The sequence below is a fragment of the Sphingomonas sp. PP-CC-1A-547 genome (assembly GCF_003610375.1).
In the GTDB taxonomy this organism is placed as follows: domain Bacteria; phylum Pseudomonadota; class Alphaproteobacteria; order Sphingomonadales; family Sphingomonadaceae; genus Sphingomonas.
The window spans coordinates 1091676-1117758 of record NZ_RAPZ01000010.1; the positions used below are offsets into that span (position 1 = coordinate 1091676).

Below are 26083 nucleotides of genomic sequence, written 5' to 3' on the forward strand. Positions count from 1 at the left end.
TCAGGTCTTGCGTCACGTCATACTCCCAGGGCGGGTTCGGTTAGGCGGGGCAGCCCGAGGCCGATACCCAGATCGTCCCAATTTTCGTTGCGCGCTTCGATCAGTTCGATCTTCCACGCTCTTCGCCATTCCTTCAGCCGCTTCTCGCGAACGATCGCGGCCTCCATCGTGTCGAACATCTCGTAGTAAGCGAGACGCTTGATGCCGTACCGGCGAGTGAAGCCGGGGATCAACCCCTCTCGGTGCTGAACCAACCTTGCGAGCAAGTTTGAGGTGACGCCGATGTAGAGCGTGCCGTGGCGGCGGGAGTGGAGGATGTAGACGCACGGCTGGAAGGTTTCGCGCATTTTAGTGCTCCCCTGATCACCGCTTGAGCGCTCATCTCAAGAGCTCCGTCATCCCGGCGGACGCCGGGACCCATGGTAGCGGGTCGGGTTGTGGTAGCACGTTTTCGCCGGGTCCACCGTAACCATGGGTCCCGGCGTTCGCCGGGATGACGGAGGGGGGCGAGGGGGTGGCCATAATCAGGGCCCACTTCCACAAACACAGAAAGGGCGCCGGTGGTCTCCCACCGACGCCCTCCCGAAACTCACCTCAGTCGCGAATTACGCGGCCTGGGGGAGAGCCGCCTTCACCTGGGCGACGATCGCGCTGAATGCTGCGCCCTCGTGCATGGCGATGTCGGCCAGGACCTTCCGGTCGAGTTCGATCCCTGCAAGCTTCACGCCGTGCATGAACTGCGAATACGTCAGACCTTCGGCGCGGACGCCGGCGTTGATGCGCTGGATCCAGAGGCCACGGAACGTGCGCTTCTTAACCTTGCGGTCGCGGTAAGCGTACTGTCCGGCCTTCTCGACGGCCTGACGGGCGATGCGGATGGTGTTCTTGCGACGGCCATAATAGCCCTTCGCCTGAACCAAAATACGCTTGTGCTTGGCGCGGGTGGTAACACCCCGTTTTACGCGTGCCATTGTCTAATTCCTTCTCAGCTCAACGCAGGCCGTAAGGCGCCCAGGCCTTCACTGCTGCGGTATCGGCCTTCGACAGCAGCTTGGTGCCGCGGTTCTGACGGATGTACTTGCCGTTGTGATGCGCCAGACGGTGACGCTTGCCGGCGACGCCGTGCTTGAGCAGGCCGGTGGCGGTGAGCTTGAAGCGTTTCTTGACGCCGCTCTTGGTCTTCAGCTTGGGCATTTTTATCCTTTCGGTTACGAAGGAGGACGCTGAAATCGCCGCGGCAGCCCACACTGGCCGGGCGATTCGTAGAACGCGTTCCCTTCGAGGAAGCGGGCCGCATAGACGCATTGATCCGCCATATCAACCGTTGTGGAACTGACGCCGCTGTCGTGCGATAGGCCAAGCATGGACGACAGCCCGACGCAGCCGATCGAGACCCCTCCCCCGGCCCCTGCGCCGGTCGATGCGCAAAAACGTCGCAAGCGGCGGATACTGCGCAACATCCTGCTCGGGATTGTCGCGATCATCGTCGCGATCTGGCTGGTGCTGTACATCACCAAGGGGCGCTTCCTGAAGCATCCGTTCGAGCGTGTCGTCGGCTCGCTCACGCACCGGACACTGACCGTACGCGGCGACTTCCAGCTCTATTTCGCGCCGTTCCGCATCAAGCTGTACGCGGAGAACTTCACGCTCTCGAACCCCGACTGGGCGAGCAAGCCGAACCTGTTCCAAGCGGATAAGCTCGATACGCGCATAGCGCCGCTGTCGCTGCTCTTCGGCAAGCGGCGGCTGTATTGGCTCGATCTCGTCAACGGCGCGGTCGACCTGGAGTGGAATGCGCCGCACACGGCCAACACCTGGACGTTCTCGAACAAGAAGGGTGGCAAGCCGCTCGAATTCCCGCGGATCGACGTTGCGACGGTTACGGGTACGACGGTGCGCTATCTCGATCCGCGGATGCGCGTGCTGGCGGATCTCAAGGTCGCCGATATCCGCTCGGTCGACGCGACGATCGGCCGTGCGGTCGGGCTGACCGGCAAGGGGCGGTTGCGCGAGACGCCGTTCACCGTGACCGCACAGCTGCTGTCGCCGGACGCGACCGCCAATCGCGGACAGAACAAGCTGGTCGCGCGGGCGCGGGCGGCGGGGAACATCATCGACGTCGCGGGCACGCTGCCGAGCATCGCCGATGTCGAGAACGTGCCGCTCGCCGTCACCGCACGCGGCGCCAATCTGTCTACGCTGCTCGGCGTGATCGACGTCGCGATCCCGAACACGCGGACCTACAAACTGCGCGCGCAGCTCATCAAGCAGGGCGACGAATACGCCTTCACGCACCTGCGCGGCTTTGCGGGCCGGACCGATCTCGCGGGCAAGCTGACGATTACCAACGGCGAGCGCATCCATCTTGATTCGGTGCTCACGACCAAGAGCCTCGACATCATCGATGCGGCCCCGTTTATCGGCTTCAATCCCGACATCGTCGAGTCGAAGGGCGCGGTGGCAGCCGCCGCCGCCACGGGCGCCGCTCCGCAACGTCTACTGCCCGACGGGAATTTGCCGGTCGCGACGATGCAGATCTTCGATGCCGACCTGAAATGGACGATCGGGGTGGTGAAGTCGCGCAACCTGCCGATTTCCAACATCGACCTGACGCTCGACCTGGAGCGTGGGCGGCTGGCGCTGTCCCCGCTGACCTTCTCGATGGCGCGCGGCAACGTGGCGTCGGACGTCATCTTCGACACGCGCGCGCGGCCGAGCGCGGTGTCCTACGACATCCGGCTCGCGCCGACGCCGCTGGGGCGGCTTCTCAAAGGCTATGGGCTGGCCGAGGCCGGGACCACCGGGACCGTCAAGGGCCGGATCAAGCTCGATGGCCGTGGCGACTCGATCCACGATTCGCTGGCGTCATCGCGCGGGCGGATCGCGTTCGTGTTGCCGTCGGGGGCGCTTTCGGTGCGCAACGTTCAATTGGCCGAGCTCGACATCGGCACGTTTGCGCAGCGGATGTTCCAGGGGAAGCTGGACGAGCCGGTACAGATCAATTGCGGGCTGATCGGCTTTACCGTGCGCGGCGGTGTCGCGGCGGCGGATCCGATCCTGATCGACACGCGCAAGAACGTGATCGTTGGCCGTGGCGGTTTCAGCTTCCGCAACGAGGCGGTGGATCTGGCGTTTCGGGCGGATTCGAAGAAGTTCAGCCTGTTCGCGGGGCAGTCGCCGGTCGGGGTCGGCGGTTTGTTCGCGGCGCCGAAGCTCAGCGTGATCTCGAAGGATCTGCTTGCGCGGGTGGGGAGCGGGCTCGGGCTGGCGCTGGTGGCGACGCCGGTCGCGGGGATCCTCGCGTTCGTCGATGTCGGGGATGCGAAGTCTACCGCGTGCGGGCCGGTCCTCTCCGGGGCTACGGCGGCGGCGCAACGGACCACCAAGGGCCAGCCGCGGGACGACGTGGGTCACGGGACGACTGCCAAGGCCGAGGACGGGAAGACGTCTGACGCGGAGCGGAAGGGGCAGCGGAAGAAGTTCCTGGGGATCTTCTGAGGGCGAGGGGAGATGGTACGCCCCCCTTCCCTACCTTGCTCTTTCTAGCGTCACGCGAGCGCGGCTCGATGGCTGGGTGCTTTTAAAGGGCTAGCGTTGCGTGTCCATGGGTCCCGGCGTCCGCCGGGATGACGGATTGAGGTGTGAGCGGGGCTCGGTGGTGGACATGCGGGTCGGATATTGCCGTGGTCGGGTGCTACCTGTGGCCGGATGTCGCGCGTAGGTGTGAAGTACATACGCTGATCGAGTCGAATAGCGGCTTGGCTACGACGCTGCCGTCGCTAAGCGCTTACTCCTCACCACACCAACCCCGTCACCCCGGCGGACGCCGGGGCCCATGGTTGGGTCCGCTCAGACGGATAGCGCTCCGTGCCCGTGGGTCCCGGCGTCCGCCGGGATGACGGAGAGGGGTGATGATGTGGGGGCGTTGCGGTTTGCGGTGACGTCTTTTGCCCCTCCCGCTTGCGGGTGGGGAGGGCTGATCGCGGACCGGACGCGGGTACGTACGTCGTGCCCTCCCCTAGCCCCTCCCGCAGGCGGGAGGGAATCCTTATCCGTGGTCGTGACCGTCGTGCCCTTCATGGGCGTGCCCGTCATCCTGCAACCGGTGCATTGCCTCGAGCACGTCGTCCATTCGCGCGGGGTCGCCGATCGCCAGGACATGGCCTTCACTGCCCGCGGTCAGCGGATCGCCGTTCCAGTCGCACATGCGGCCCCCTGCCCCTTCAACTACCGGCACAAGAGCGGCGAAGTCGTAGAGCTTGAGACCGGATTCGCAGACCACGTCGAGATGCCCGCTCGCGAGCAGGCCGTAATTGTAGCAGTCGCCGCCATAGACGGGGCCCTGCCTCGGATTGCCGCCCGAGATTGCCGCGACCAGCGCCAAATAATGCGGGACGTCGACCTCGTCGAAGAGGTGCGGGCTGGTGGTGGCGATCGTCGAGCCTGCCAACTCGCGGCAGGTACGCGTGCGGACCGGTACGCCGTTCAAAGTCGTCGGACGCCCCGCTACACCAACCCAACGCTCGCGCTGGATAGGCTGGTCGATGATCCCGAGCACCGGCCAACCATCCTCGACCAGCGCGATCAACGTGCCGAAGATCGCGCGCCCCACGGTGAAGCTGCGCGTGCCGTCGATCGGGTCGAGCACCCATTTGCGGTTGGTGACACCCGTCTTCTCGCCGAACTCCTCGCCAACGATGCCGTCGCCCGAGCGCTCCGCGTCGAGCAGTCGCCGCATCGCCGATTCGGCCTCGCGGTCGGCGCGGGTGACGGGGGACTGGTCGTCCTTGACCTCGACGCCGTGCTCATGGCGGAAATAGGGTCGGATGACGTGGCCCGCAGCATCCGCGAGGCGGTGCGCGAGATCGATATCGGCTTGGGTTACTGGCATATTTCCAGCCTATCGAGCGCGAGCGTCACGGGCAATGGACGGATCGATCACGCCAGCGTAGGTCATTGCGATCTAAACGGAGTATCATCCATGCGCCTCGTCTCGACACTTGCCACCGCCGCTGCCCTCCTCGTCGCGGCGCCTGCGCTGGCGGCACTCGCGCCCGGCGCCAAGGCTCCGGACTTCACCACGCGCGGCGCGATCGCCGGCCAGGTGTTCACCGTTCACCTGGCCGAGCAGCTGAAGAAGGGCCCGGTCGTGCTCTACTTCTTCCCGGCGGCCTACACCGGCGGCTGCAACGCCGAGGCACATGCGTTTGCGGAAGCAATCCCGGCGTTCACCAAGGCAGGCGCGACCGTGATCGGCATGTCGGCCGACAATGTCGAGACGCTCAGCAAGTTCTCCGCCGAGAAGTGCGCGGGCAAGTTCGCGGTCGCCAGCGCCGGGCCGAACGTGGTCAAGGGCTACGACGTCGCGCTCGGCAAGCAGATGGCCGGGCGCGACATCACCAAGCGCACCAGCTACGTCATCGCCAAGGACGGCCGCATCGCGTTCGTCCATGACGAGATGAATCCCGAGGCGCATGTCTCAACGACGCTTGCTGCGGTCCAGAAGCTCACGGGCAAGTAATGATCGAAACCGGACCGGCAAATACCTGCCGGTCCGGTGACATTATGATAACGCTTTCGGGTCTATCGCTTTGGCGAGGACGCGGGGGATGACATGCGCGATGCACGACTGGCCGGATCGATACGGGACGCAAGACCGGACGCGACTCTGTTCGAGCGGATCGGCGTGTTCCTCGACGAGCAGAAGCTGAGCCCCGATCCCGCGCATTACGCGTTTGCCTATGCCGTGATGTCGGCGCCCGAGAGCCAGTTGGCTTTGGAGGTCGCCGCCTTGACGCAGGACGGTGTTCGTCTCACCCGATCGGATATCGAGCGGCTCGGTGGAACGGTCGTCGATGAGCCCCCGTCGGGCCGATCGCGGCGGACCAACGGCGCTGCAGACACCAGCCCCGATCAGACACCCGATACCGCGATCGCGCTCGTGATCGAGACGCAACAGCAGGTCGATGGCTTCGTACAGATCGTGCGGACGATCCAGGCTGAGACGCATGGCTTTGGCCGTGAACTGGCCAAAAGCGCGGCGTCGATTACGCAACTGGCGGAGATCGACGAGATCGCGGAAATCACAAGCGCGATGATCGCCCGTATCCACGACAGCGAGGTACGTCTGGCGGCGGCCACCGCGGAGGCCGATTCGCTCCGGTCGAAGCTGATCGAAGCGCGCGATACGGCACGCCGCGACGTACTGACCGGCCTGCCCAACCGACGCGCGTTCGAGGAAGCGTTCGCGACGCGCGACCGGGACGCCGGGCCCTATTGCCTCGCCTTGTGCGACATCGACCGGTTCAAGCGGATCAATGACGTGCACGGCCATGGTGTCGGCGACCGCGTGCTCACCGCGATCGGCCAGGCGATGGCGGCCGAATGCGCGCCACATCTCGTCGTTCGCCACGGCGGCGAGGAATTCGCGGTGCTGCTCGGCGGGATCGCCTTGGCCGAAGCTGCGGACATGCTCGATTCCGTCCGCGCGACGGTCGCCGCCAAACGCTTCCGCAACCGCGAGACAGACACCGCGCTCGGCGTGATTACGGTATCCGCAGGCGTGACCGCGATCCATGCGGACGAGGCCGCCGAAACCGCGTTCCAGCGGGCCGACCAGTTGCTCTACACCGCGAAGAAGGACGGGCGCGATCGGGTCTGCGCGGGTTGATCCCGAGGGTTGGCGAAATTTGCGACGAAGAATTGGTGCGTCGTACCAACTCGATCTTCGCAAAAACAATAAACCGCGTAAAATCAACGATCTAAAAAACTGGCACGCACCATGCAATCCATTCGATATCGGCAGCCGGATGGTCCGGCGCCCGACCATCGAAGGAAAATCTCATGTCGATCCGTTTCGAAACCGCTCAGCGCATCGCCTTCTCGCTCGTCGGCGCACTGTTCTTCGCAGCCATCGCAGTCGGCACTGCCGTCCCGATCATCCCCATCGCTTGATCGGGAAACCCATCATGAACCGCAGCATCCTCATCGGCCTCATCGCCTTTTCGACCACCATCCTGCTGATCGCGACACAGACTGGCGGCGCGCTCGCCTGACCGACGAGGCGCCTGCCGGGCGTCACGGTCAGGCGGGCGAGGCCAGCCCCACCGGCCCTACGGGCGCCTCTTCTTCGCGCGAATAGGTGCCGATCAACAGCCCTGCCGCCAGCACATGCCCGGTGATTGCCTCGATCACCGCCGAGCGCCCGGGTGTCGCACCGACATCCCCTGCGCCTACGCCGATCGCGAAGACCTGGAACGCATAGCGATGCTCGCCGTGTCCGCTGGGCGGATCGGGCGGCAACCAACCTTCGCGCAGATAGGAATTCCGACCGACATCGCGACCTTTCGCGTCGCCCTCAACGTCCGCAGCGATCGCGCCTTCAGCTAGCTGGCCCGCATCTGCTTCGAGTCCCCAGATGATCGCGTGGACCAAAGGCTGCGGGGCCGGAGCATCGGCATCCTCGACAATCAGCACCATGCGCTTGGTCCCAACCGGCGGTTCGCTCCACACGAGCGGTGGCGACGCGCCCTCCCCGTCCGCGGTGAAGCGCGGCGGCATCCGTGCTTCGTGCGCGAACGCCGGGCTGGTCAGGGTCAACGTCTCGAAGTTCTCGCCCAACTGGACGATCGCAAGCTTGTCGATACCGGCACGCAAGCCGCTCATCGCGTGGCCAAGCCAGGCGGGGATGTGTTCGAGCATGGCTTATCCTTCCGACGGGCAGGTTTCGGCACGACGGGCGGGGGCTGCGCCGTCATACCAGTCGCTCTGCGCGCCCATCTTGGCCGCGTCATGGTAGCAGACCTGGGTCTTGCCGCGCTTCGGGTCGACGATAACCGTCCAGTTGTGGTCGCCGCAATTATGCTCTTCGCAGCCCCAGGAGGCGACCCGGTCGCCCATCTTGAAAACGGGCGTTGCGGGTCCCGATCGGCCGCGGATCATCTCGCGCAGCTTCGCATCTCCGACCGCATTGACGAGGCCGGTCGCAACGTCGGTGCGGTCGAAGAAATCGACGCCGTCGACCGCATCATGCGGGTATTTACCGACATAGGCAGTGATCGGGGTGGTCTGCGCCTGACCTGCTATCGGGGCGGGCGCGCGCGTTTCGGGCGGGGTGAAGCCGCTGGGCGCGGCGGTCTTGGTGGGATCGTCGTTGCGTCCGCACCCACTGATGAGAAGCGGCGCCGCGAGCAACGCGACCGCGATTGCTGTCCTCATGATCGCACCGTCGTCATCACCTGATCTCCTCAACCCCCATTGCAACGCATCGACCGGCATCGTGGTTGCGGAGGGAGGGTGATGCGACCATCTCGGGTCCATGGAGCATGATCTCGATCGTTTCGTCGCGGCGCAGGACGGCGTCTATCCGCAGGCGCTGGCGGAGTTGCAGCGTGGGGCCAAGCGCAGCCACTGGATGTGGTTCATCTTCCCACAGATCGCCGGACTGGGGCAGAGCGCAATGGCGCGAACCTACGCGATTGCCGGGGCGGACGAGGCTCGGGCATATCTCGCGCATCCGGTACTCGGACCGCGACTGATCGAGGTCACGCAGACGGTAACGGCTGCGTCCGGATCCGCCGAAACGATCCTCGGCGGCATCGACGCAGTGAAGTTGCGGTCGTCGATGACCCTGTTCGCCGCAGTCGCCGACGATCCTTCGCCGTTCCGCGCGGCGCTCGACCGGTTCTTCGGTGGCGAAGACGACCAAGCGACATTGGACCTGCTGCGCCGAACGCCGAACCGATAAGATAGGGGCATTGGCGGCAACGCGTGTAGTGTGACAGCGGGGCCTTCCGCCCCATGAGGTGCCGTGATGGCGAAGAGCCAGAAGAAATCGAGCAAGGAAGTCCGCAAGCCCAAGGCCGAAAAGGCACCCAAGGCGAACGCGTCCAACCCGACCACCAAGGGCAAGCCCGTCGAGATGACGACGCTGAACTAAGGCGCGCCGGGGCGGGTATCGCGCCGGCAAGATCTTCGACCGGGCGATGACGGGGCGTCTTCCGTTGTTCCGGTCGATCGGGCGCAGTACAGTGTGCCCGAGACAATCACGCGGCCAGCAAATTAACCCTGCTGCCTGACCACCCGATCCGGGTCAGCCCGCCGCGGCGATCTGGCGCAGTGCCTGTTCGAAGACCTCGACCGGTTGGCCGCCCGAGATAAGATGCCGGTCGTTGATCACGATCGCCGGCACCGCATTGATCCCGCGAGCACGCCACAGTTCCTCCGCCGCACGAACCTCGTCGGCATAGCGTCCGGACCGCAGAACCTCTTCTGCCGCGAGCGGATCGAGCCCGGCCTTGGTCGCGGCATCGATCAGCACGCGGTGATCGCCCGGATCGGCATTGTCGGTGAAATTGGCCGTGAACAGCGCGTGCTTGAGCGCGCCCTGCCCTCCTTCGATCTGCGCCCAGTGCAACAGCCGGTGCGCGTCGAACGTGTTGTAGATCCGGCTCGCGTCGGTCATCGCCATCGTGAAGCCGAGGTCGCGTGCGCGGTCGACGATCATCGCGCGGTTCGCCGCCGACTGCTCGCGGGTCGATCCGTATTTCTCCGCGATATGCTCGCCGATATTCTGGCCGCCAGCGGGCATCGCCGGATTGAGTTCGAACGGCTGGAAGACGATCTCCGCGTCGAGCGCATCCGCCGCGCGGGCCAACGCCTCTTCCAGCGCGCGCAGGCCGATGATGCACCAAGGACACGCGATGTCCGATACGAAATCGATCTTGAGATGGGCGGTCATATCAGTCTCCTGCAAGCGCACACCGCGGTAGATGGCGGCGGCCTGATGAGCAACCGCGGGGCTTTTGGCTGGCGACGGCCGGCTGCATCCCTACATCCGCTCGATGGCCAATCCGACCGCAGACCTTTTCGGCACGCCCGTCCTGTCTGGGCTCGAGTATCGCGACGCGCTGCTCAGCCGGGACGAGGAGGAGGCGCTGATCGCCCGGATCGACGAACAGGACTTGGCGCCGTTCCAGTTCCAGGGTTGGCTGGGCAAGCGGCTGACCCGATCGTTCGGCTGGCATTACGACTTCGACACGAGCCGGTTCGGCGAGACCGATCCATTGCCCGACTGGCTGCTGCCGATCCGCCGGAGCGCCGCCGCGTTCGCTAAACTGCCGGAGGAGGCGCTCGTCCAGGCGTTGCTAATTCGGTACGATCCGGGGGCCGGGATCGGCTGGCACCGCGACCGGCCGGTGTTCGAGCATGTCGTCGGTATTTCGCTCGGCGTACCGGCGACGATGCGGTTCCGGCGGCGCAAGGCGGGCGGTTTCGACCGGGCCGCCGTACCGCTGGCACCGCGGTCCGTGTACCATCTCAGCGGCGAGGCGCGCCACGACTGGGAGCACAGCATCGCCGAGATGGAGGTGACGCGCTGGTCGATCACCTTCCGCAGCTTCACCGCCAGCGCACGGCAGGACCGGCGCTGACGGTCGAAACTCAGACGTCGAGGTTGGCGACGTTGAGCGCGTTGTCCTGGATGAACTCGCGGCGGGGTTCGACGACTTCGCCCATCAGCTGCGTGAAGATCTCGTTCGCGCTCTCGGCGTTAACCGCGGTGACGCGGAGCATCGAGCGGACCGACGGGTCTAGCGTGGTTTCCCAGAGCTGCTCCGCGTTCATCTCGCCAAGACCCTTGTAGCGCTGGATCGCGAGCCCCTTCCGCCCCGCGGTCAGGATTGCGTCGAGCAGGTGGCTCGGACGCGAGACCTGCGTCGAGCCGCGTGCGGCAACGGCGGTGACCGAGCCGATCACACCGGCGCCAGGTTCCGCACCCTCTTCAGCCTCGGGTTCTTCGGCCTGCGAGGCCTTGCTGACGGGGACGAGGTTCGAGGTGTGGGCGTAGCTCTCGGCATGCTCGCCCGACAATGCGTGCAGCTTGCGCGCCTCGGCCGACACCAGGAAGCTGGCTTCGATGATGTGATGGTCGGTGACGCCGCGCCATGCACGCTGGAAGTGGATGCCGCCGTCTTCGGTCAGCACCGCGGTCCAGCGCGCATCGCCGTCGTCGAGTTCGAGACGGCGGGTAACGATCTCCAGACGCGAGGTCCGGTCCTCGACCGACGCCTCGGGATCGAACACGCCGCCGAGCGCGAGCGCCTCGATCATGCCGGCGTCGTAGCGCTTGGGAACGTAGCGCATCAGCGTCCGCATCCGGCGCGCGTGATCGACCAGATCCTTCAGATCGCGGCCCGAACGACCGCCGCCGGGGCCGTCGAGCACCATCGTATTGACGCCCGCATCGACGAGATATTCGTCGAGCGCCGCGTCGTCCTTGAGGTACACCTCGGACCGGCCCTTGGTCGCTTTGTAGAGCGGCGGCTGCGCGATGTAGAGATAGCCGCCCTCGATGATCTTCGGCATGTGACGGTAGAACAGCGTCAGCAACAACGTGCGGATGTGCGCGCCGTCGACGTCTGCGTCGGTCATGATGACGATCTTGTGGTAGCGCAGCTTGTCCGCGTTGAAGTCGTCGCGGATGCCGGTGCCCATCGCGGTGATGAGCGTGCCGATCTCGCGGCTCGACAGCATCCGGTCCTCGCGCGCGCGCTCGGTGTTGAGGATCTTGCCGCGCAGGGGGAGGATCGCCTGGAAATGGCGGTCGCGGCCCTGCTTTGCCGAGCCACCTGCCGAGTCACCCTCGACCAGGAACAGTTCGGACTTGGCGGGATCGCGCTCCTGGCAGTCGGCGAGCTTGCCGGGCAGCGAGGCGATGTCCATCACGCCCTTGCGACGCGTCAGTTCGCGCGCGCGCTTGGCAGCCTCGCGCGCAGCGGCGGCGTCGATGATCTTGGCGACGATTGCCTTGCCGTGCGCGGGGTTTTCCTCGAGCCACTCGGCCATCTTGTCGGCCATCAGGCTTTCCAGCGGCTGGCGGACTTCGGACGAGACGAGCTTGTCCTTGGTCTGGCTGCTGAACTTGGGATCGGGCAACTTCACCGAGACGATCGCGGTCAGGCCTTCGCGCATGTCCTCGCCGGTGAGCTGGACCTTCTCCTTCTTCAACATGCCGCTCTTCTCGGCATAGTTGTTGAGCGTGCGGGTCAGCGCGGCGCGGAACGCAGCCATGTGCGTGCCGCCGTCGCGCTGCGGGATGTTGTTCGTGAAGGCGAGGACGTTCTCGTAATACGAGTCGTTCCACTGGAGCGCGACGTCCATCGTGACGTCGTCGCGCGTGCCGCTGATCGCGACCGGCTCGGGCATCAACGGCACTTTCGCGCGATCGAGATACTTCACGAACGCGGCGATTCCGCCCTCGTAATAGAGCTCGACGGTCTTCATTTCCTCGTGCCGCGCGTCGGAGAGGAACAGGCGGACGCCCGAGTTGAGGAACGCCAGCTCGCGATACCGGTGTTCGAGCTTGTCGAAGTCGAAATCAGTGATCTTGAAGGTGGCGGGCGATGGGAAGAAGGTGACGCGCGTTCCCTTCTGGCCTTCGGTGGCGGGGCCGACGACCTTCAGCGGCGCGACCGCGTCGCCGAACGCGAAGCGCATGTAATGCTCCTCGCCGTTGCGCCAGATCGTCAGGTCGAGCCATTCGCTGAGCGCGTTGACGACCGAGACGCCGACGCCGTGCAGGCCGCCCGAGACCTTGTAGGCGTTCTCGTCGTTGGTGTTCTCGAACTTACCGCCGGCGTGGAGCTGGGTCATGATGACCTCGGCTGCGGACACGCCTTCCTCGGTGTGGATGCCGGTCGGGATGCCGCGGCCGTTGTCGGTGACGCTGACCGATCCGTCGGCATTGAGGACGATGTCGATCCGGTCGCAATGCCCCGCCAGCGCCTCGTCGATCGCGTTGTCGCTGACCTCGAACACCATGTGGTGGAGGCCGGACCCGTCGTCGGTGTCGCCGATGTACATGCCGGGGCGTTTGCGGACCGCGTCGAGGCCCTTCAGGACCTTGATCGAGTCCGCGCCATAGTCGCCCATGTTCGGGAGGTTGGGATTGTTGGTTTCGGGGTTGGATGCCATGCCGAGTATATAGGCATTCGAGGGCCGAAACGGAAGCGAAATGGCCTGTAGGGGCGAGGCGTGCCGCGCCGGAAGTGCACGAAGTGCAGACGCTGGGAGCGTTTTGCGGCGCGTGTGCACTTCGAGGGTCGGGCGGGCTGGTTTCGAGGGGGTTGGGATCGCCATGCGGGGATGGTGACAGGGGTGGGCTGTGTAGGACAGCGCGCGCATCCTAGCACCGCGCCGGCGAAGGTAGCACCACCCCGGCGGAGGCCGGGGCCCAGTTGGAAAGGTCGCAGTAACGACGAACTGCACTTCGTGAGCAATGTCCCCCAATTGGGCCCCGGCCTTCGCCGGGGTGGTGGCCGACTAAACGCACGCTGGCCCGACGGCCCTCTCCCCTTGGGGAGAGGGAAGGAGGAGCCGTAGGCGACGGGAGGGTGAGGGGGAGTTGGGATCAGGCTCGCGAGCCTCACTCCCCTCTCCCTTCCCACGGCAAGGCCGCGGGCCCCTTCCCTCTCCCCGGAGGGGCGAGGGAGTCCTTGCTTCAGAAGCGGTCGGCGCGCTGGCCTAGCAGGGTCACTTCGACGCGGCGGTTCAGGCGCATGCCGGCCGGCGTTGCGTTGGTCGCGACGGGCTGGTTCTCGCCGTGGCCGACGACACTGAACCGCGCGCGGACGACGTCCATGTCGTCGAACGCCTGGCGGACGCTCGCCGCGCGGCGCTCGGACAGGTCCTGGTTGTGCGCGTCCGTCCCGCGCGAGTCCGTGAACCCGTCGATCGCGACGCGGACGCCGGGGTTGCCACGCAAATAGCGGGCAAGCGGACGCAGTTTCTCGATCGCGCCGGGACGCAGCACGGCGCTGTCGGTGCGGAACAGCACGTCCTCCTGCAGCGTCAGCGTCGCGCCGCGTGGGGTCTGGCGGAAGCCGTAGTTGCGCATCGCGCCGCGGTCCCACGTCGTGGTGGTTTCGACCACGGTGGTGCCGCCGCGGTCGCCGCGATAAGCGCTCGGGTCACGGCCATACGCATCCCAGTCGAACCGGTCGCGGCGAGGGCCTGCAATGCGCGCGAATTCGCGGTTCGCGTCGTCGGCTTCCCGCGGGCTGATACGGCCATCGCCGTTCGCGTCGAAGTTCGGCATCACGAATGCGATGCCGCGCCGCGTATTGCGCAGTTCGGGGAAGAGCACAGGCACGCCTGCACCTTCCAGGCGATAGCCGGGGCGTAACCAGGGGGCGCGGCTCATGTCGTAACGCCCCTCGGGACGTCCGTCGTCTCGCGCTTGCGCGAAAACGGGGGCGGTGGTTGCTGCGACCATCAGGACGCCAAGGGCTGCGCGCGTGAAATTCCGGGTCATCATCGTCTCTCCGTGTCTTCGATGGACGGAGCTTTGCCCGCGCCCGCTTGAACGCGCGGTGAGTCCGGTCGACAGCGCGCGTTCAGCCTAACGCCCGACCGCGATGCGCGTTGCCTGCGTGCCGATCGCATCGAACAGCGCGTCTTCGGTTCCGGTCATCCACACCTGGCCGCGACCTGAGAGCCGAGCGAACAGCGCCGCGCGGCGGGATGGGTCGAGGTGTGCGGCGACCTCGTCGAGGAGCAGGACGGGGGGCTGGCCGGTGCGTTCGGCGACGAGGTCGGCGTGGGCGAGGACGATGCCGAGGAGGAGCGCCTTCTGCTCGCCAGTCGAGGCAAGAGAGGCGGCTCGCGCCTTGTCGAGGTGGGTGACGATCAGGTCGACGCGGTGGGGGCCGCCGAGCGTGCGCCCCGCGGCGGCATCGCGCGCGCGGCCCTGGGCGAGGTCGGCCTGGAGACGGGTGGTGTCGCCGTTCCAGCCTTCGAGTGTCAGGCCGGCACGTGGGAACGGGCCGTCGTCCTGATGCGCAAGCCTCGTGCCGAGCAGCGCCACCGTCTCGCGTCGGGCCGCGTCGACGGCGGCGCCGTGCTCAGCCATCTGTGCTTCGAGCGCGGAGAGCCAGTCGCCGTCGGGGCGGCCTTCGTCGGCGAGCAAGCGGTTTCGCGCGCGCATCGCGGCGTCGTAGCGGGCGGCGTGGTGCGCATGGCTCGGGGCGAGCGCCAGCGTGAGACGGTCGAGGAAGCCTCGGCGTTCGCCCGCGGGGGCGACGAAGAGGCGGTCCATCGCGGGCGTGAGCCAGAGGATGGTGAGCCACTCCGCCAGCGCGTTGGCGGTGGTGGCGGCGCCCTGGATGCGGACGATGCGGCGTTCGGGGGCGGAGGCGAGAGTCCCGGTTGCGACGTCGACTTCGCCCACTGCGGGCGCCTCGCCCGGCTGCATCTCGTCCTCTTCTAACTCCCCTTCCGCTTGCGGGAGGGGTCGGGGGAGGGGCGCGCTTTCCTCGGGATCGGACGCCAGTACGTACGTCGTCCCCTCCCCTAACCCCTCCCGCAAGCGGGAGGGGAATTCTGCTGCGTTCTTGTGCGAGCGCTCGGGCAACAATGTGGCCGCGACGCCGAAGCCGCCTGCCCCGCCTTGTCGTGCCATCTCGCCGAGTGCGGCCCTTCGCAGTCCGCGGCCGGGCGCGAGCAGCGACACCGCCTCCAGGATATTCGTCTTGCCCGCGCCGTTCTCGCCGGTCAGCACGACGAACCCTGGTCCCGGCGCCAGCGTCAGGTCGGCGTGATTGCGGAAATCGGTGAGGACGAGGCGCGACAGCATTGCCTCGGCCTTAGAGCAGTTTCGAAACCGATTGCATCGCCCTTTTCCGTTCGCCCTGAGCGAAGTCGAAGGCGCGGTTCAAGCTCCGGTGCTTCGACTTCGCTCAGCACGAACGGGCAAGGGACCGATCTGATCACATCTGCGCTAGCGACACGTCCAGTCCGCTACCGAGCATCGCGTCAGGCGGCGATCCGCTCCGGCGCGATCGCGGGTGCGGCTGCCGCGGTCGCGGCCTTCTGCGTGCTGAGATACGACGCTAGCGCCGGCCCGAGCTCGCGCTGCGCACGCAAATACGCGACCGGCGTGACGATCCCGAGCCGTTCGCGCGCGGCCTCCAGCGGTTCGTGGAGCAGTTCGAGATAATCTTCGCCGGACACCCACTTCGCCTTGCGGCCGTTGCGATAGCCTTCCCAGACCGCCTTCGCGAACAGCTTGCTGCCGGTGACTCGCATGCTCTTCAGCGCCGCCGCCGAGCCGATCAGCGCCCAGCCGAGTCCGCCGACCTGCGCGTAGCTGAACGCGACGAGTGCCGCTTCGCCCATGCTTTCATCCGCCTTGTAGCCGGTCAGCACGTGCCAGATGTCGTGCGTGTCGCGTACCCGCCGGCCGAACCACGCATAGGGATGCGCCATGTCGTCCTCGCTCGGCGTAAGCCGCGAGACCTCGACCAGCCCGTCCGCGGAATAGCCCGTCGTCTCGAGGAAAGTGCGATACGCCGCCCCGACCGTGCCGGTCGCGAAGCTCGCGACGAACGCGGGGTCGGAGAAACGCTGCGCCAGTTCTACGCGGTCATAGGCGATCCGCCCGCCCTGTTCCGTTGCGATCAGCCGCGCGTAGTTCATCGGCGCATTGCCGACGTTCAGCGCGCGCATGATCCGGAACACCTGTGTTGTGTCGTCGCCATTCGCGAGCAATTTCTTGATCGCATCGAACGCCGTGCGCCAATCGCGACGACCAGTCGTACCGGGAAACGGAGGAAGCTTCGCCATCGAGTCGACTCCTTACTGACATTACTGTTAGTATTGAGCGCTGAGTGCGGAGTCAATCTAGGACGGAGATCTCGGCTTGAACGAACTAACCGCTCCGCCAGTCAGTCCGTTCGATAGGATCTAAATCAAATCCGATATGACGAATCCGCTGAAGCGAGCTTTCCTCGTATACGTCGATCAAACCCTAGCGCTTTGCAGCGCATCTTGAATGTCTCTCGCCCGGTTAGCGAGTGAGGCGCCGTCTCGCGTTGCATCGAAAAACGAAGGATCGTCTGGGACGATTTGCGTCAGGGACACCGCAGTGCCTGTCATGCACACCATCAACATGGCACGCTGGCCGCCTACATCAGCGTAATCGACATCGACACCAAGAACTGCATTGCCGCCTTGCTCGATAGCTTGGGCCCGCAGTGACGCTTTGCATAGGTTTTCGCCGTCACGCAATTTTGCGTTATATGTGCCAGATTGAGTGCCAAACAGATCGGTAAAGGCAGACGCAACGTCCGAGAAAATGCCCGTCCCGGTCACTGTTTGCGCGGTAATTATTCCAAGCGGCTCATAGGTCCAGCCCATCGGCTGTTGCAATGAGACGATAGGAACATGCGACAGAATCGCTGTTAGCTTGGCGCGGAGTTCGCGTGACTCTAATTCCAGCGCTTCCGTCGCATCTCGATACGATGGATCCCCGCACTTGTTGCACGCGGCATCGAGATGCTCGGAACTGGCCAAGTTGATCACGCGAAGCCGGCCCGGAGACAAAGGTTGATTTGACGAAATCATTCCAACCTTGAGCACGGCTCCGCAATTTGAGCAGGTATCGCTCACACCCGCATCGGCATCAGCACGTACAACGCGGGCGACTTGTCGTTTTCGCGGATCAGCGTCGGGGCGGCGGCGTCGGCGAGGTGGACCTCGACCATGTCGCCGTCGATCTGTGCGAGGATGTCCATCAGATAACGGCTGTTGAAGCCGATCTCGAACGGGAGCGCGACGTAATCGCCGGGGACTTCCTCCGCGGCGGTGCCGTTTTCGGGCGAGGTCACCGACAGCGTAATCTTGTCGCGGTCGAGCGCCATCTTCACCGCGCGCGTCTTCTCGGTAGCGATCGTGGAGACGCGGTCGACACCCTCCATGAAGCTTTTCGGGTCGATCTTGAGAATCTTGTCGTTGCCGGTCGGGATCACGCGGCTGTAATCGGGGAAGGTGCCGTCGATCAGCTTCGAGGTCAGGATCGCCTGGCCGAGATCGAAGCGGATCTTGGTCGGCGACAGCGACACACCCACCGAGCCGTCGACCTCATCGAGCAGCTTGCGCAACTCGCCGATGCATTTGCGCGGCACGATCACGTCGGGCATCGATTCGGCGCCCTCGGGACGCGGCAGCGTGACACGCGCGAGGCGGTGGCCGTCGGTCGCGGCGGCCTTCAGCACCGGGTTCGAGCTGTCGCCGTCCGCGACGTGCAGGAAGATGCCGTTGAGATAATAACGCGTCTCTTCGGTCGAGATCGCGAAGCGCGTCTTGTCGATGATCTGCTTGAGCGTTTCGGCGGGCAGCTCGAACTGGGTCGGCAACTCACCTTCGGCAATCACCGGGAAATCGTCGCGCGGCAGCGTGCCGAGCGAGAAGCGGGCGCGGCCTGCGACGATGCTCATCCGGCCTTCCGACGCGGCGAGCTGGACCTGCGAGCCTTCCGGCAGCTTACGCGCGATGTCGAACAGCGTGTGCGCGGACACGGTCGTCGCGCCGGCCTGGTCGACGGCTGCCGCGATCGATTCGTTGATCTGCAAGTCGAGGTCGGTCGCCATCAGTTTGAGCGTGCCCTCGGCGGTCGCCTCGATCAGCACGTTCGACAGGATGGGGATGGTGTTGCGCCGCTCCACCACGGACTGGACATGGCTCAGCCCCTTGAGGAGCGTTGCGCGTTCGATCGTCGCCTTCATCGTAATTCCCCCCGCCACCGCAGCCGGACTCGGGGCTGGGGGCAATCCGCAGATGGCTTACCCAACAACAAAGGGTCGGAGCAAGCGCCCCGACCCTTCTTTGATCACGGTAAACGTCGCGTTAAAGCGATCAGAAGCGGAAGCCGTAGCTCGCCACGACCTGATGACGGTCGGTATCGACGTCGAAGCGGCTGCTGGTGCCGCCGGTCGCATAGTCGATATTGCCGCGCTCATAGTTCGAATAGCGGTATTCGAGCTTGGCATAGCTGTTCGGGCCCATCGCGTGCTCGGCGCCCGCACCGACGCGCCAGCCGTCGAGCTTGAAATTATTGTCGGTGGTCTGGCTGGTGCTGCCGGCGAGCACTTCGAGCTTCGAGTTGGTGTAACCGCCCTTGATGTACAGCATCGTCGTCGGTGCGACGACATAGCCCGCGCGCGCGCCGACATAGATGTCGCGGCCCTGCTTGACGCGGCCATAGCCGAAGTCGCTGGTGTAATCGTTGCGGTCGCTCTTCGCGGTCGAGCCGGTCAGTTCGGCTTCGGCGCCGAGCACGATGTTGTCCGACGTCGCGATATCGTAGCCGATGCCGCCGCCGTACAACAGGCCGTCGATCTTCTGGTCGTCGCGCCCGTTGTTGTTGGACACGCTGCTGCCGGCGCCGGTGTGGTCGTAGCCGAGCGTGGCCTCGACACGAGGGCCGGTGAAGGTCGGGTTGGTCTGCGCGAGCGCGGGGGCTGCGACTGCGGTGGTGGCGAGCAGCGAGACGGCGATAAGCGTACGCATTGGGGTTACTCCTTACTAAACTGGCACCCCATTACGCGGGGCGGACCGCTCCAATGGACCAACCGCGCGGGCGTTGCATGAACCCCAGATAAACGCGAAAATCCGTTGCTTTTGCGCCACAGGGGGTTGAAACGCGGGCCATGATTCCAAGCCAACGGCAGGGTGAAGTGAACGCCCGATCAACCGACATTCCGGCCCTACGGAAAGGTCGCGATTTCGTCGCGCGGCACGGCGAAACCGTGTTCAATGCGGCGCATCGGTTGCAGGGGAATGCCGCGCATACGCCGTTGACGCGCGCTGGGTTCGCGCAGGCAGACGAACTTGGGCGGGCGTTAAGGGAACTGCTGGGGGTGAAGCCGGCGCTGACGTTGTGGGCGTCGCCGACCGGGCGGGCCTTGCAGACGCTCGCAGTGATCTGCGAACATCTGGAGCTGGACTGGCATGATGCGCGGACCGATCCGCGGCTGGTCGAGATCGACATGGGGTCGTGGGGCGGGCGCTATTATGCGGACGTCGTCGACGAGGTCGGGCCGGTGATGCTGCCGGGGGGGACGTTGAAACCTTCGCCGGATGGCGAGACCTATGCAGAGATCGCGGCACGAGTCGGCGGGTGGCTGGCGGATACGGCGGAAGATGCGGGCGACCGGCTGGTGATCATGCACGGGATTTCGAGTCGGGTGATGCTGGGGGTGATGACCGGGGCGGCGGTCGATCCGTTGCTGGGCGCGCCGGTTGCGAGGGGGTTGCCGCAGGGGTCGGTTACGCTGGTCGAGAATGGACGCGCGACGGTGCCGCATCTGGGTACGGGATTTGCTCCGGCGTGAAAATCGCGGTCCTGCTGGCGTTGGCGATCGCTGCTCCCGCGGCGGCGCGTGACACGATCGGCATCTACCAGGGATGGGGAGCGTTTCGCGATGCGAGTCCGGCGCGGTGTTACGCGATTGCGCGGCCGGTGATGGCGGGGGGGCGTGCCTCGGGGTTTGCCAGCGTCGCGACGTGGCCGAAGCGGGGTCTGCGCGCGTCCTTGTATGTGCGGCTCAGTCGCGAGCCTGATCGGTCGGCGGGGGTGACGCTGACGGTCGGCGAGCGGCGATTCGCGCTGGTGGCAAGCGGGTTGAATGCGTGGGCTGGTGATGCGCCTAGCGATCGAGCGATCGTGGCGGCGATGCGGTCGGGGCGGAGCATGAGCGTGGAGGCGGTCGGCGCCGGGGGGCGGCCGTTCGTCGATGTGTATGCGCTGTCGGGCGCGGCGACGGCGGTTGATGCGGCTGTGTTGGCGTGTAGCGGGGGGTGAAACTTCGGGCGAGCCTCCCACCCACTGGTACCACCCCGGCGAAGGCCGGGGCCCAATTGGGGGACGGGAATGACGACACTCAGTTCTCCGTTACAACGACCTTTCCAATTGGGCCCCGGCCTTCGCCGGGGTGGTGGCTCTTTCTCGAGTAACTGCGGAGTGACTGCGAAGCGATTCTGGCGTGCGTCCTGCAGCCAGTAGAAAAATCACGAAAATTCCGCTACGGGCTCGCGCATGCAGACCGCCGCGAACCTCATGCCCATTCCGGGGCACATCGATCCCGTGCCCGTTCCCCGCAGCTTCGTGCCGCGCAGCGATGGGCGGATCGACTTGCTCGGGCTGTCGCTCGCCGATCTGCGGATGGCGCTGGAGACATCGCAGCTTGAGGAGAAGCAGGCCAAGCTGCGCGCGAAACAGCTGTGGCACTGGATCTACAATCGCGGTGCGACCGAGTTCTCGGCGATGACCGATATCTCGAAGACGATGCACCCGTGGCTGGAGCAGCGCTTCGTGATCAGCCGGCCGAACGTGGTCGAGGCTCAAGTGTCGACCGACGGGACGCGGAAGTGGCTGCTGCGGTCGGACGATGCGCAGGATTACGAGATGGTGTTCATCCCCGACGCGGATCGCGGTACGTTGTGCGTGTCGAGCCAGGTCGGCTGCACGCTCAACTGCACCTTCTGCCACACCGGCACGATGCGGCTGGTGCGCAATTTGACGCCCGCCGAGATCGTCGGCCAGGTAATGCTCGCGCGCGATTCGCTGGGCGAATGGCCGAGCCAGCCCGAGGGCCGCATGCTCACCAACATCGTGATGATGGGGATGGGCGAGCCGCTGTATAATTTCGAGAATGTCCGCGACGCGCTGAAGCTGGTGATGGACGGCGCGGGGCTCGCGCTGAGCCGGCGGCGGATCACGTTGTCGACCAGCGGCGTAGTGCCGATGATGGCGCGTGCGGGGGCCGAGATCGGCGTGAACCTCGCCGTATCGCTGCACGCGGTTACCAAGGAAGTGCGCGACGAGATCGTGCCGCTCAACCGCAAGTACGGCATCGAGGAATTGTTGCAGGCGTGCGCGGACTATCCGGGCACCAACAACGCGCGCCGCATCACGTTCGAGTATGTGATGCTGAAGGACAAGAACGACTCCGACGACGACGCGCGCGAGCTGGTGCGGTTGCTGCGGAAGTACGAGCTGCCGGCGAAGGTGAACCTCATTCCGTTCAACCCGTGGCCGGGCGCGCAATACGAGTGCTCGACGCCCGAGCGGATCAAGTCGTTCTCGAGCATCGTGTTCGGCGCGGGAATTTCGGCACCGGTGCGGACGCCGCGCGGTCGCGATATCGATGCGGCATGCGGGCAGCTGAAGACCGCGTCGGAGAAGAAGAGCCGCGCGCAGATCGATCGCGAGGCCGCCGCCGAGTCCGACGCTTTTGCTTGAGTGGACTGCGGTCGCGCTGGCGGCAGGGGCTGGGGTTCTCGGCGGGGCGATGAACGCGCTCGCGGGCGGCGGCAGCTTTGCGACAATGCCGACGCTGATCGGGCTCGGCGTGCCGTCGACGTTTGCGAACGCGACCAGCAACGTCTCGCTCCAGCCGGGCGCGATGGCGAGCGCGTGGGCGTACCGGCATGGGCTCCAGCCGATCTCCGGCGTCAGCATGAAGACCATGGCGGGGATCACCTTCGTCGGCGGGCTGGTCGGGAGCCTGTTGCTGGTCGCTACGTCGGCACGCGCATTCGACCTGATCGTGCCGTGGCTGCTGCTGTTCGCGACGCTGGCGATCGCGTTCGGCACGCGCGCGTCGCTGTGGCTGCGGTCGCGGGTCGAGATCGGGCCGAAGTCGCTGGTCGCGGTGCAGGCGTTGCTGGGGATTTATGGCGGATACTTCGGCGGCGGCGTCGGGCTGATGCTGACCGCTGCGTGGGGGCTGCTGTCTGGCGCGACGCCCGCGACGCTCGCGCCGCCGCGGACGCTGATGCTGGCGGTCGCGAACCTCGCCGCGACGATCATCTTCATCGCGACCGGCATGGTGGTGTGGGCGTTATGCGTGCCGATGCTGATCGGCGGGATCGTCGGCGGGCATTTCGGCGCGAAACTCGGCCTGTTGCTGTCGCCGCAGGTGATCCGCGTGTGGACGCTGCTGGTGACGATCGCGACGACGATCGTGTTCTTCTACCGCGCCTATTCCTGAAGTCCGGTCTTGGTGGCGAGCCATTTCGCCGCGGCCTCGGGCGTTTCCTTGTCGGTATCGCGGTCGACCCGGTAGTTCGCGGCGCGCATCGCCTCGACCGGGATGCGGCCGACCATCGGCTTCAGCGCGGCGAGGAACTTGGCGTCCCCTGCCCGCTTCGGCGCGACCATCAGGATCGCGTCGTAGCCGGGGATCGCGCGCCGCGGGTCGGTGAGCACGGTAAGCCCGTCCGCGGCGATCCGGCCATCGGACGAGAAGGCGGAGATGACGTCGACATTGCCGCTCTCCAGCGCGCGGTACATGAAGGTCGGGCTGTACGGCGTCGTCTTTGCAAATCTCAACGGATAGGCGCGCTTCACCGCGGCCCATTCGGGACGTTCGAGGAATTCCAGATCGCTGCCGAGCGTCATGCCGGGCGCGGCCTTCACCAGATCGTCGAGGCTGGCGATGCGCTTGGCCTTCGCCGCGTCGCCCTTCATCGCGAAGGCATAGGCGTTCTCGAACCCGAGCGACCCGACCAGGCCGACATGATGTTCGCGCGTCGCCCAGTCGGCGATCGCGGCGACCATCGCCGGGCGTTCGGGGACGTCGTTGCGCTTCATCTCGTTCGCCCAGATCGTCCCGGCATAATCGACATAGACGTCGATATCGCCGCCGGAGAGCGCCCCGAAGACGACCGCGGATCCGAGGCCGTCGCGATATTCGACGGTATAGCCGGCATGTTCGAGCCGGTCGCCGATCAGCCGCGCAAGGATGTATTGCTCGGCGAAGTTCTTCGCGCCGACGACCACGGTGCGGTCTGCGCCGCCCTTGGGCCACAGCGGGGCGGTCGCCGCCGCGGTTCCCAAGACCAGCACCACCGCGCTCGCGATCCACAGCCAGCGGCGGCGCGCGCGGATGCCGTATTCGATCGCCCCGATCAGCGCGTCGACCGCCAGCGCAAGCGCCGCCGCCGAGACGCAGCCGGCGAGCACCAGCGCCCAGTTCTGCGTCTGCAATCCCGCGAAGATCATGTCGCCGAGGCTCGGCTGGCCGACCGTCGTCGACAGCGTCGCCGCACCGATCGTCCAGACCGCCGCGGTGCGGATGCCGGCGATCAGCACGGGCGCGACCAGAGGTGCCTCGACCAGCCGCAGTTTCTGCGCGGGCGTCATGCCGACCGCGTCTGCCGCCTGGATCACCGCGGGATCGATGCCGTGCAACCCCGCCACCGCATTCCGCAGGATCGGCAGCAGCGCATACAGCGTCAGCGCGATCAGCGACGGGAGGAAGCCGAGCGCGGGAATGCCGCCGCCGACCAGCGCGGAGAGGCTGAGCAGCAGCGGGTAGAATAGCGCGAGCAGTGCAAGGCTCGGGATCGTCTGGACGAGGCTCGCGAAACCGAGCGACACGCGCGCCACGGTCGCGTTCCGCGCGGACCATATGCCAAGCGGCAGGCTGATCGCGATGCCGAGCAGCAGCGCCGCCGCGGAGAGCAGGACGTGGTTGGCGAGCAGCGGCGGCACGCGGCCGAGCGCATCGAGGAAGGCGCTCATGCGACCCCCCTCATGCGACTAGCGCCTGGAGGCGTTCGGCCTGCGCGCGCGGCACTTGCACCAGCGCCTGCGCGTCGTCGCCACCCTTGCCGGCGACGAGGTCGGCGGGCGTGGCGTCGGCGACGATCCGCCCCGCCTTCATCACCAGCACGCGGTCGGCGAGCAGCAGCGCCTCCGCCATGTCGTGCGTGACGAGGATGGTGGTCAGCCCGAGCCGGTCGTGGAGTTCGCGGATCCGCGTGCCGAGCGCATCGCGCGTGACCGGGTCGAGCGCGCCGAACGCCTCGTCGAGCAGCAGCAGTTTCGCGCCGGGTGCGAGCGCGCGGGCGATGCCGACACGCTGGCGCTGGCCGCCCGAGAGCGCGTCGGGCATCCGGCTCGCGATGTCGCGGGGCAGGTCGACGAGGTCGAGCAGTTCGCCGACCTTGGCCTCGTCCGTGCGCCCGGCGATGCGCAGGCCGATCGCGATGTTCTCGGCGATCGTCATATGCGGGAACAGGCCGATATTCTGGAAGACGTAGCCGATCCGGCGGCGCAGTTCGGGCGCGGGCTCGGCAGCGACGTCGGCACCGTCGATCGTCACGCGGCCTTCGCTCGGCTCGACCAGGCGGTTGAGCGTCTTCAACAGCGTCGACTTGCCCGAACCGGACGTGCCGACGAGCGCGACGAAACTGCCGCGTGCGATCTCCAGCGAGACCGCGTCGACGGCGATCGTCGTGCCCCCAGCGCCTGGGTATCTCTTGGTGACGCGTTCGAAAGCGAGCGCTGGGGAATTGTCTGGCATCTGCGCGCAGGATGCGGGAAACATACCGGAAAATCAAATGGAGAGGGTATGAGCCAGCAGGGCATTTTCATTACCGGCGGCGGATCGGGGATCGGCCGCGCCACCGCGATATTGTTCGCGCGGAAAGGTTGGCGGGTCGGACTCGCCGACGTCAATTTCGCAGGGCTTGCCGAGACTGCCGCGCTGCTGCCCGCGGGGATGGTCAGCACCTACCAGATGGACGTGCGCGACCGCGATGCTTGGGTGGCGTCGCTCGATGCGTTCGTCGCGACCACCGGCGGGCGGCTCGACGTGCTGTTCAACAATGCCGGGATCGGATCGGGCGGACCGCTCGCGGAGACCGACTTCGCCGAGATCGACCGGGTGATCGCGATCAACCTGGTCGGCGCGCTGAACGGTGCGCGGATCGGCCATGCGTATCTGAAGCGGACGCCGGGATCGTGCCTGCTCAACACTGCGTCGGCATCGGCGATCTATGGCTCGGCGGGACTAGCGCCTTATTCCGCGACCAAGTTCGGGGTGCGCGCGATCACCGAGGCGCTCGACGGCGAATGGGCGGCGGATGGCATCAAGGTGCGTTCGATCGTGCCGAGCTTCATCGACACGCCGCTGCTCGATTCCGCGGCGGGGAACACGAACCACTCGATCCGCGAGACGGTGACGGGTGCGGGGCTGGAACTGACCGGGGTGGACAAGGTCGCGGAGGCGGCCTGGGCCGCAGTGCACGGCGATAAGGTACACACTTTCGTGGGGAAGACCGCGCACCGGATGGCATTCGCCGCGCGGTGGATGCCGGGTGCGCTGCGCAAGCGCATGCGGCGGGATATGCGGAAGGGCTGACCACTTGATCCTCCCCCGCCAGGGGGAGGTGGCTGGCACTTGCCAGACGGAGGGGGCGGTACGCGATGACCGAGGTTCCGTGTCCTCCCCCTCCG

27 protein-coding genes are annotated in these 26083 nt (G+C 66.1%); 11 read left to right on the plus strand and 16 right to left on the minus strand.

Going from position 1 to position 26083, the window contains the following annotated elements; genetic code table 11:
• Positions 1-17 precede the first annotated feature (17 nt).
• The 3 genes from C8J39_RS05655 to rpmI all read right to left on the minus strand — a co-directional run bounded on the left by C8J39_RS05655 (position 18) and on the right by rpmI (position 1194).
• Positions 18-347, minus strand: a complete 330-nt coding sequence (locus C8J39_RS05655; RefSeq protein ID WP_056061401.1) for a GIY-YIG nuclease family protein — start codon at positions 345-347, stop codon at positions 18-20.
• 258 nt (positions 348-605) lie between these two features.
• Positions 606-971 (minus strand): 50S ribosomal protein L20, encoded by a 366-nt coding sequence (gene rplT / locus C8J39_RS05660; protein ID WP_056054375.1) that lies wholly within the window; start codon positions 969-971, stop codon positions 606-608.
• A gap of 19 nt (positions 972-990) precedes the next feature.
• Positions 991-1194: a 50S ribosomal protein L35 gene (rpmI, locus tag C8J39_RS05665; protein ID WP_031395289.1), complete on the minus strand. Its 204-nt coding sequence runs from the start codon at positions 1192-1194 to the stop codon at positions 991-993.
• Positions 1195-1362: 168 nt separating this feature from the next.
• Between rpmI and C8J39_RS05670 the strand changes: the two genes are divergently transcribed.
• Positions 1363-3498, plus strand: a complete 2136-nt coding sequence (locus C8J39_RS05670) for an AsmA family protein (protein WP_183037931.1) — start codon at positions 1363-1365, stop codon at positions 3496-3498.
• 550 nt (positions 3499-4048) lie between these two features.
• Here the strand turns inward: C8J39_RS05670 and C8J39_RS05675 are convergent.
• The gene (locus tag C8J39_RS05675; protein ID WP_120299558.1) at positions 4049-4891 is read right to left on the minus strand and encodes an inositol monophosphatase family protein; all 843 of its coding nucleotides are present in this window, start codon (positions 4889-4891) and stop codon (positions 4049-4051) included.
• A 90-nt stretch (positions 4892-4981) separates the two neighbouring features.
• Here C8J39_RS05675 and C8J39_RS05680 point away from each other — a divergent pair, with 90 nt between their 5' ends.
• Positions 4982-5521, plus strand: coding sequence for a peroxiredoxin (locus tag C8J39_RS05680; protein WP_120299559.1), 540 nt, complete (start codon positions 4982-4984; stop codon positions 5519-5521).
• 93 nt (positions 5522-5614) lie between these two features.
• Positions 5615-6670, plus strand: a complete 1056-nt coding sequence (locus tag C8J39_RS05685) for a diguanylate cyclase (protein ID WP_120299560.1) — start codon at positions 5615-5617, stop codon at positions 6668-6670.
• Between the two features lie 413 nt (positions 6671-7083).
• On the opposite strand, the gene C8J39_RS05690 is transcribed toward C8J39_RS05685, so the two are convergent.
• Both C8J39_RS05690 and C8J39_RS05695 read right to left on the minus strand, forming a co-directional pair.
• A complete protein-coding gene (locus tag C8J39_RS05690; RefSeq protein ID WP_120299561.1) occupies positions 7084-7701 on the minus strand; it encodes a YbhB/YbcL family Raf kinase inhibitor-like protein in 618 nt (205 codons plus the stop codon).
• 3 nt (positions 7702-7704) lie between these two features.
• Positions 7705-8217 carry a hypothetical protein gene (locus C8J39_RS05695; protein WP_120299562.1) on the minus strand — a complete coding sequence of 171 codons (513 nt, stop codon included), beginning with the start codon at positions 8215-8217 and terminating at the stop codon, positions 7705-7707.
• A 100-nt stretch (positions 8218-8317) separates the two neighbouring features.
• On the opposite strand from C8J39_RS05695, the gene C8J39_RS05700 reads away from it, so the two are divergent.
• Together C8J39_RS05700 and C8J39_RS19045 are read left to right on the plus strand one after the other, a co-directional pair.
• Positions 8318-8746 (plus strand): DUF1810 domain-containing protein, encoded by a 429-nt coding sequence (locus tag C8J39_RS05700; RefSeq protein ID WP_120299563.1) that lies wholly within the window; start codon positions 8318-8320, stop codon positions 8744-8746.
• A 66-nt stretch (positions 8747-8812) separates the two neighbouring features.
• Positions 8813-8938, plus strand: coding sequence for a hypothetical protein (locus C8J39_RS19045; RefSeq protein WP_259457500.1), 126 nt, complete (start codon positions 8813-8815; stop codon positions 8936-8938).
• 153 nt (positions 8939-9091) lie between these two features.
• On the opposite strand, the gene C8J39_RS05705 is transcribed toward C8J39_RS19045, so the two are convergent.
• Positions 9092-9739, minus strand: a complete 648-nt coding sequence (locus C8J39_RS05705) for a DsbA family oxidoreductase (RefSeq protein WP_120299564.1) — start codon at positions 9737-9739, stop codon at positions 9092-9094.
• A 103-nt stretch (positions 9740-9842) separates the two neighbouring features.
• On the opposite strand from C8J39_RS05705, the gene C8J39_RS05710 reads away from it, so the two are divergent.
• A complete protein-coding gene (locus C8J39_RS05710; RefSeq protein ID WP_120299760.1) occupies positions 9843-10430 on the plus strand; it encodes an alpha-ketoglutarate-dependent dioxygenase AlkB in 588 nt (195 codons plus the stop codon).
• 10 nt (positions 10431-10440) lie between these two features.
• Here C8J39_RS05710 and gyrB read toward each other — a convergent pair whose 3' ends face one another.
• From gyrB to C8J39_RS05745, 7 genes are all read right to left on the minus strand, one after another.
• A complete protein-coding gene (gene gyrB / locus C8J39_RS05715) occupies positions 10441-12972 on the minus strand; it encodes a DNA topoisomerase (ATP-hydrolyzing) subunit B (RefSeq protein WP_120299565.1) in 2532 nt (843 codons plus the stop codon).
• Positions 12973-13498: 526 nt separating this feature from the next.
• Positions 13499-14314, minus strand: coding sequence for an OmpA family protein (locus C8J39_RS05720; protein WP_259457501.1), 816 nt, complete (start codon positions 14312-14314; stop codon positions 13499-13501).
• A gap of 84 nt (positions 14315-14398) precedes the next feature.
• Complete coding sequence (locus C8J39_RS05725) at positions 14399-15631, minus strand: DNA replication/repair protein RecF (RefSeq protein ID WP_120299566.1); 1233 nt, start codon at positions 15629-15631, stop codon at positions 14399-14401.
• Positions 15632-15810: 179 nt separating this feature from the next.
• Positions 15811-16620, minus strand: coding sequence for a Coq4 family protein (locus C8J39_RS05730; RefSeq protein ID WP_120299567.1), 810 nt, complete (start codon positions 16618-16620; stop codon positions 15811-15813).
• Between the two features lie 177 nt (positions 16621-16797).
• Positions 16798-17445, minus strand: coding sequence for a YbjQ family protein (locus tag C8J39_RS05735; RefSeq protein WP_132833373.1), 648 nt, complete (start codon positions 17443-17445; stop codon positions 16798-16800).
• Positions 17442-18560: a DNA polymerase III subunit beta gene (dnaN, locus tag C8J39_RS05740; RefSeq protein WP_120299569.1), complete on the minus strand. Its 1119-nt coding sequence runs from the start codon at positions 18558-18560 to the stop codon at positions 17442-17444. The genes C8J39_RS05735 and dnaN overlap by 4 nt, the downstream gene beginning before the upstream one ends.
• Positions 18561-18690: 130 nt before the next feature.
• The gene (locus tag C8J39_RS05745; protein ID WP_120299570.1) at positions 18691-19344 is read right to left on the minus strand and encodes an outer membrane protein; all 654 of its coding nucleotides are present in this window, start codon (positions 19342-19344) and stop codon (positions 18691-18693) included.
• 167 nt (positions 19345-19511) lie between these two features.
• On the opposite strand from C8J39_RS05745, the gene C8J39_RS05750 reads away from it, so the two are divergent.
• The 4 genes from C8J39_RS05750 to C8J39_RS05765 all read left to right on the plus strand — a co-directional run bounded on the left by C8J39_RS05750 (position 19512) and on the right by C8J39_RS05765 (position 22829).
• A complete protein-coding gene (locus C8J39_RS05750) occupies positions 19512-20168 on the plus strand; it encodes a histidine phosphatase family protein (protein ID WP_259457502.1) in 657 nt (218 codons plus the stop codon).
• Positions 20165-20638 carry a hypothetical protein gene (locus C8J39_RS05755; protein WP_120299572.1) on the plus strand — a complete coding sequence of 158 codons (474 nt, stop codon included), beginning with the start codon at positions 20165-20167 and terminating at the stop codon, positions 20636-20638. The genes C8J39_RS05750 and C8J39_RS05755 overlap by 4 nt, the downstream gene beginning before the upstream one ends.
• A gap of 234 nt (positions 20639-20872) precedes the next feature.
• The gene (gene rlmN / locus C8J39_RS05760) at positions 20873-22078 is read left to right on the plus strand and encodes a 23S rRNA (adenine(2503)-C(2))-methyltransferase RlmN (RefSeq protein ID WP_056061442.1); all 1206 of its coding nucleotides are present in this window, start codon (positions 20873-20875) and stop codon (positions 22076-22078) included.
• The gene (locus tag C8J39_RS05765; RefSeq protein WP_120299573.1) at positions 22071-22829 is read left to right on the plus strand and encodes a sulfite exporter TauE/SafE family protein; all 759 of its coding nucleotides are present in this window, start codon (positions 22071-22073) and stop codon (positions 22827-22829) included. Before rlmN ends, C8J39_RS05765 begins: the two co-directional genes overlap by 8 nt.
• Here the strand turns inward: C8J39_RS05765 and C8J39_RS05770 are convergent.
• Both C8J39_RS05770 and C8J39_RS05775 read right to left on the minus strand, forming a co-directional pair.
• A complete protein-coding gene (locus C8J39_RS05770) occupies positions 22820-24364 on the minus strand; it encodes an ABC transporter permease/substrate-binding protein (protein WP_120299574.1) in 1545 nt (514 codons plus the stop codon). The two genes, C8J39_RS05765 and C8J39_RS05770, sit on opposite strands and share 10 nt — an antisense overlap.
• Positions 24365-24374: 10 nt before the next feature.
• Positions 24375-25148, minus strand: coding sequence for an ATP-binding cassette domain-containing protein (locus C8J39_RS05775; protein WP_120299575.1), 774 nt, complete (start codon positions 25146-25148; stop codon positions 24375-24377).
• A 48-nt stretch (positions 25149-25196) separates the two neighbouring features.
• Between C8J39_RS05775 and C8J39_RS05780 the strand changes: the two genes are divergently transcribed.
• Positions 25197-25988, plus strand: a complete 792-nt coding sequence (locus C8J39_RS05780; protein ID WP_120299576.1) for an SDR family oxidoreductase — start codon at positions 25197-25199, stop codon at positions 25986-25988.
• Positions 25989-26083: the final 95 nt, after the last annotated feature.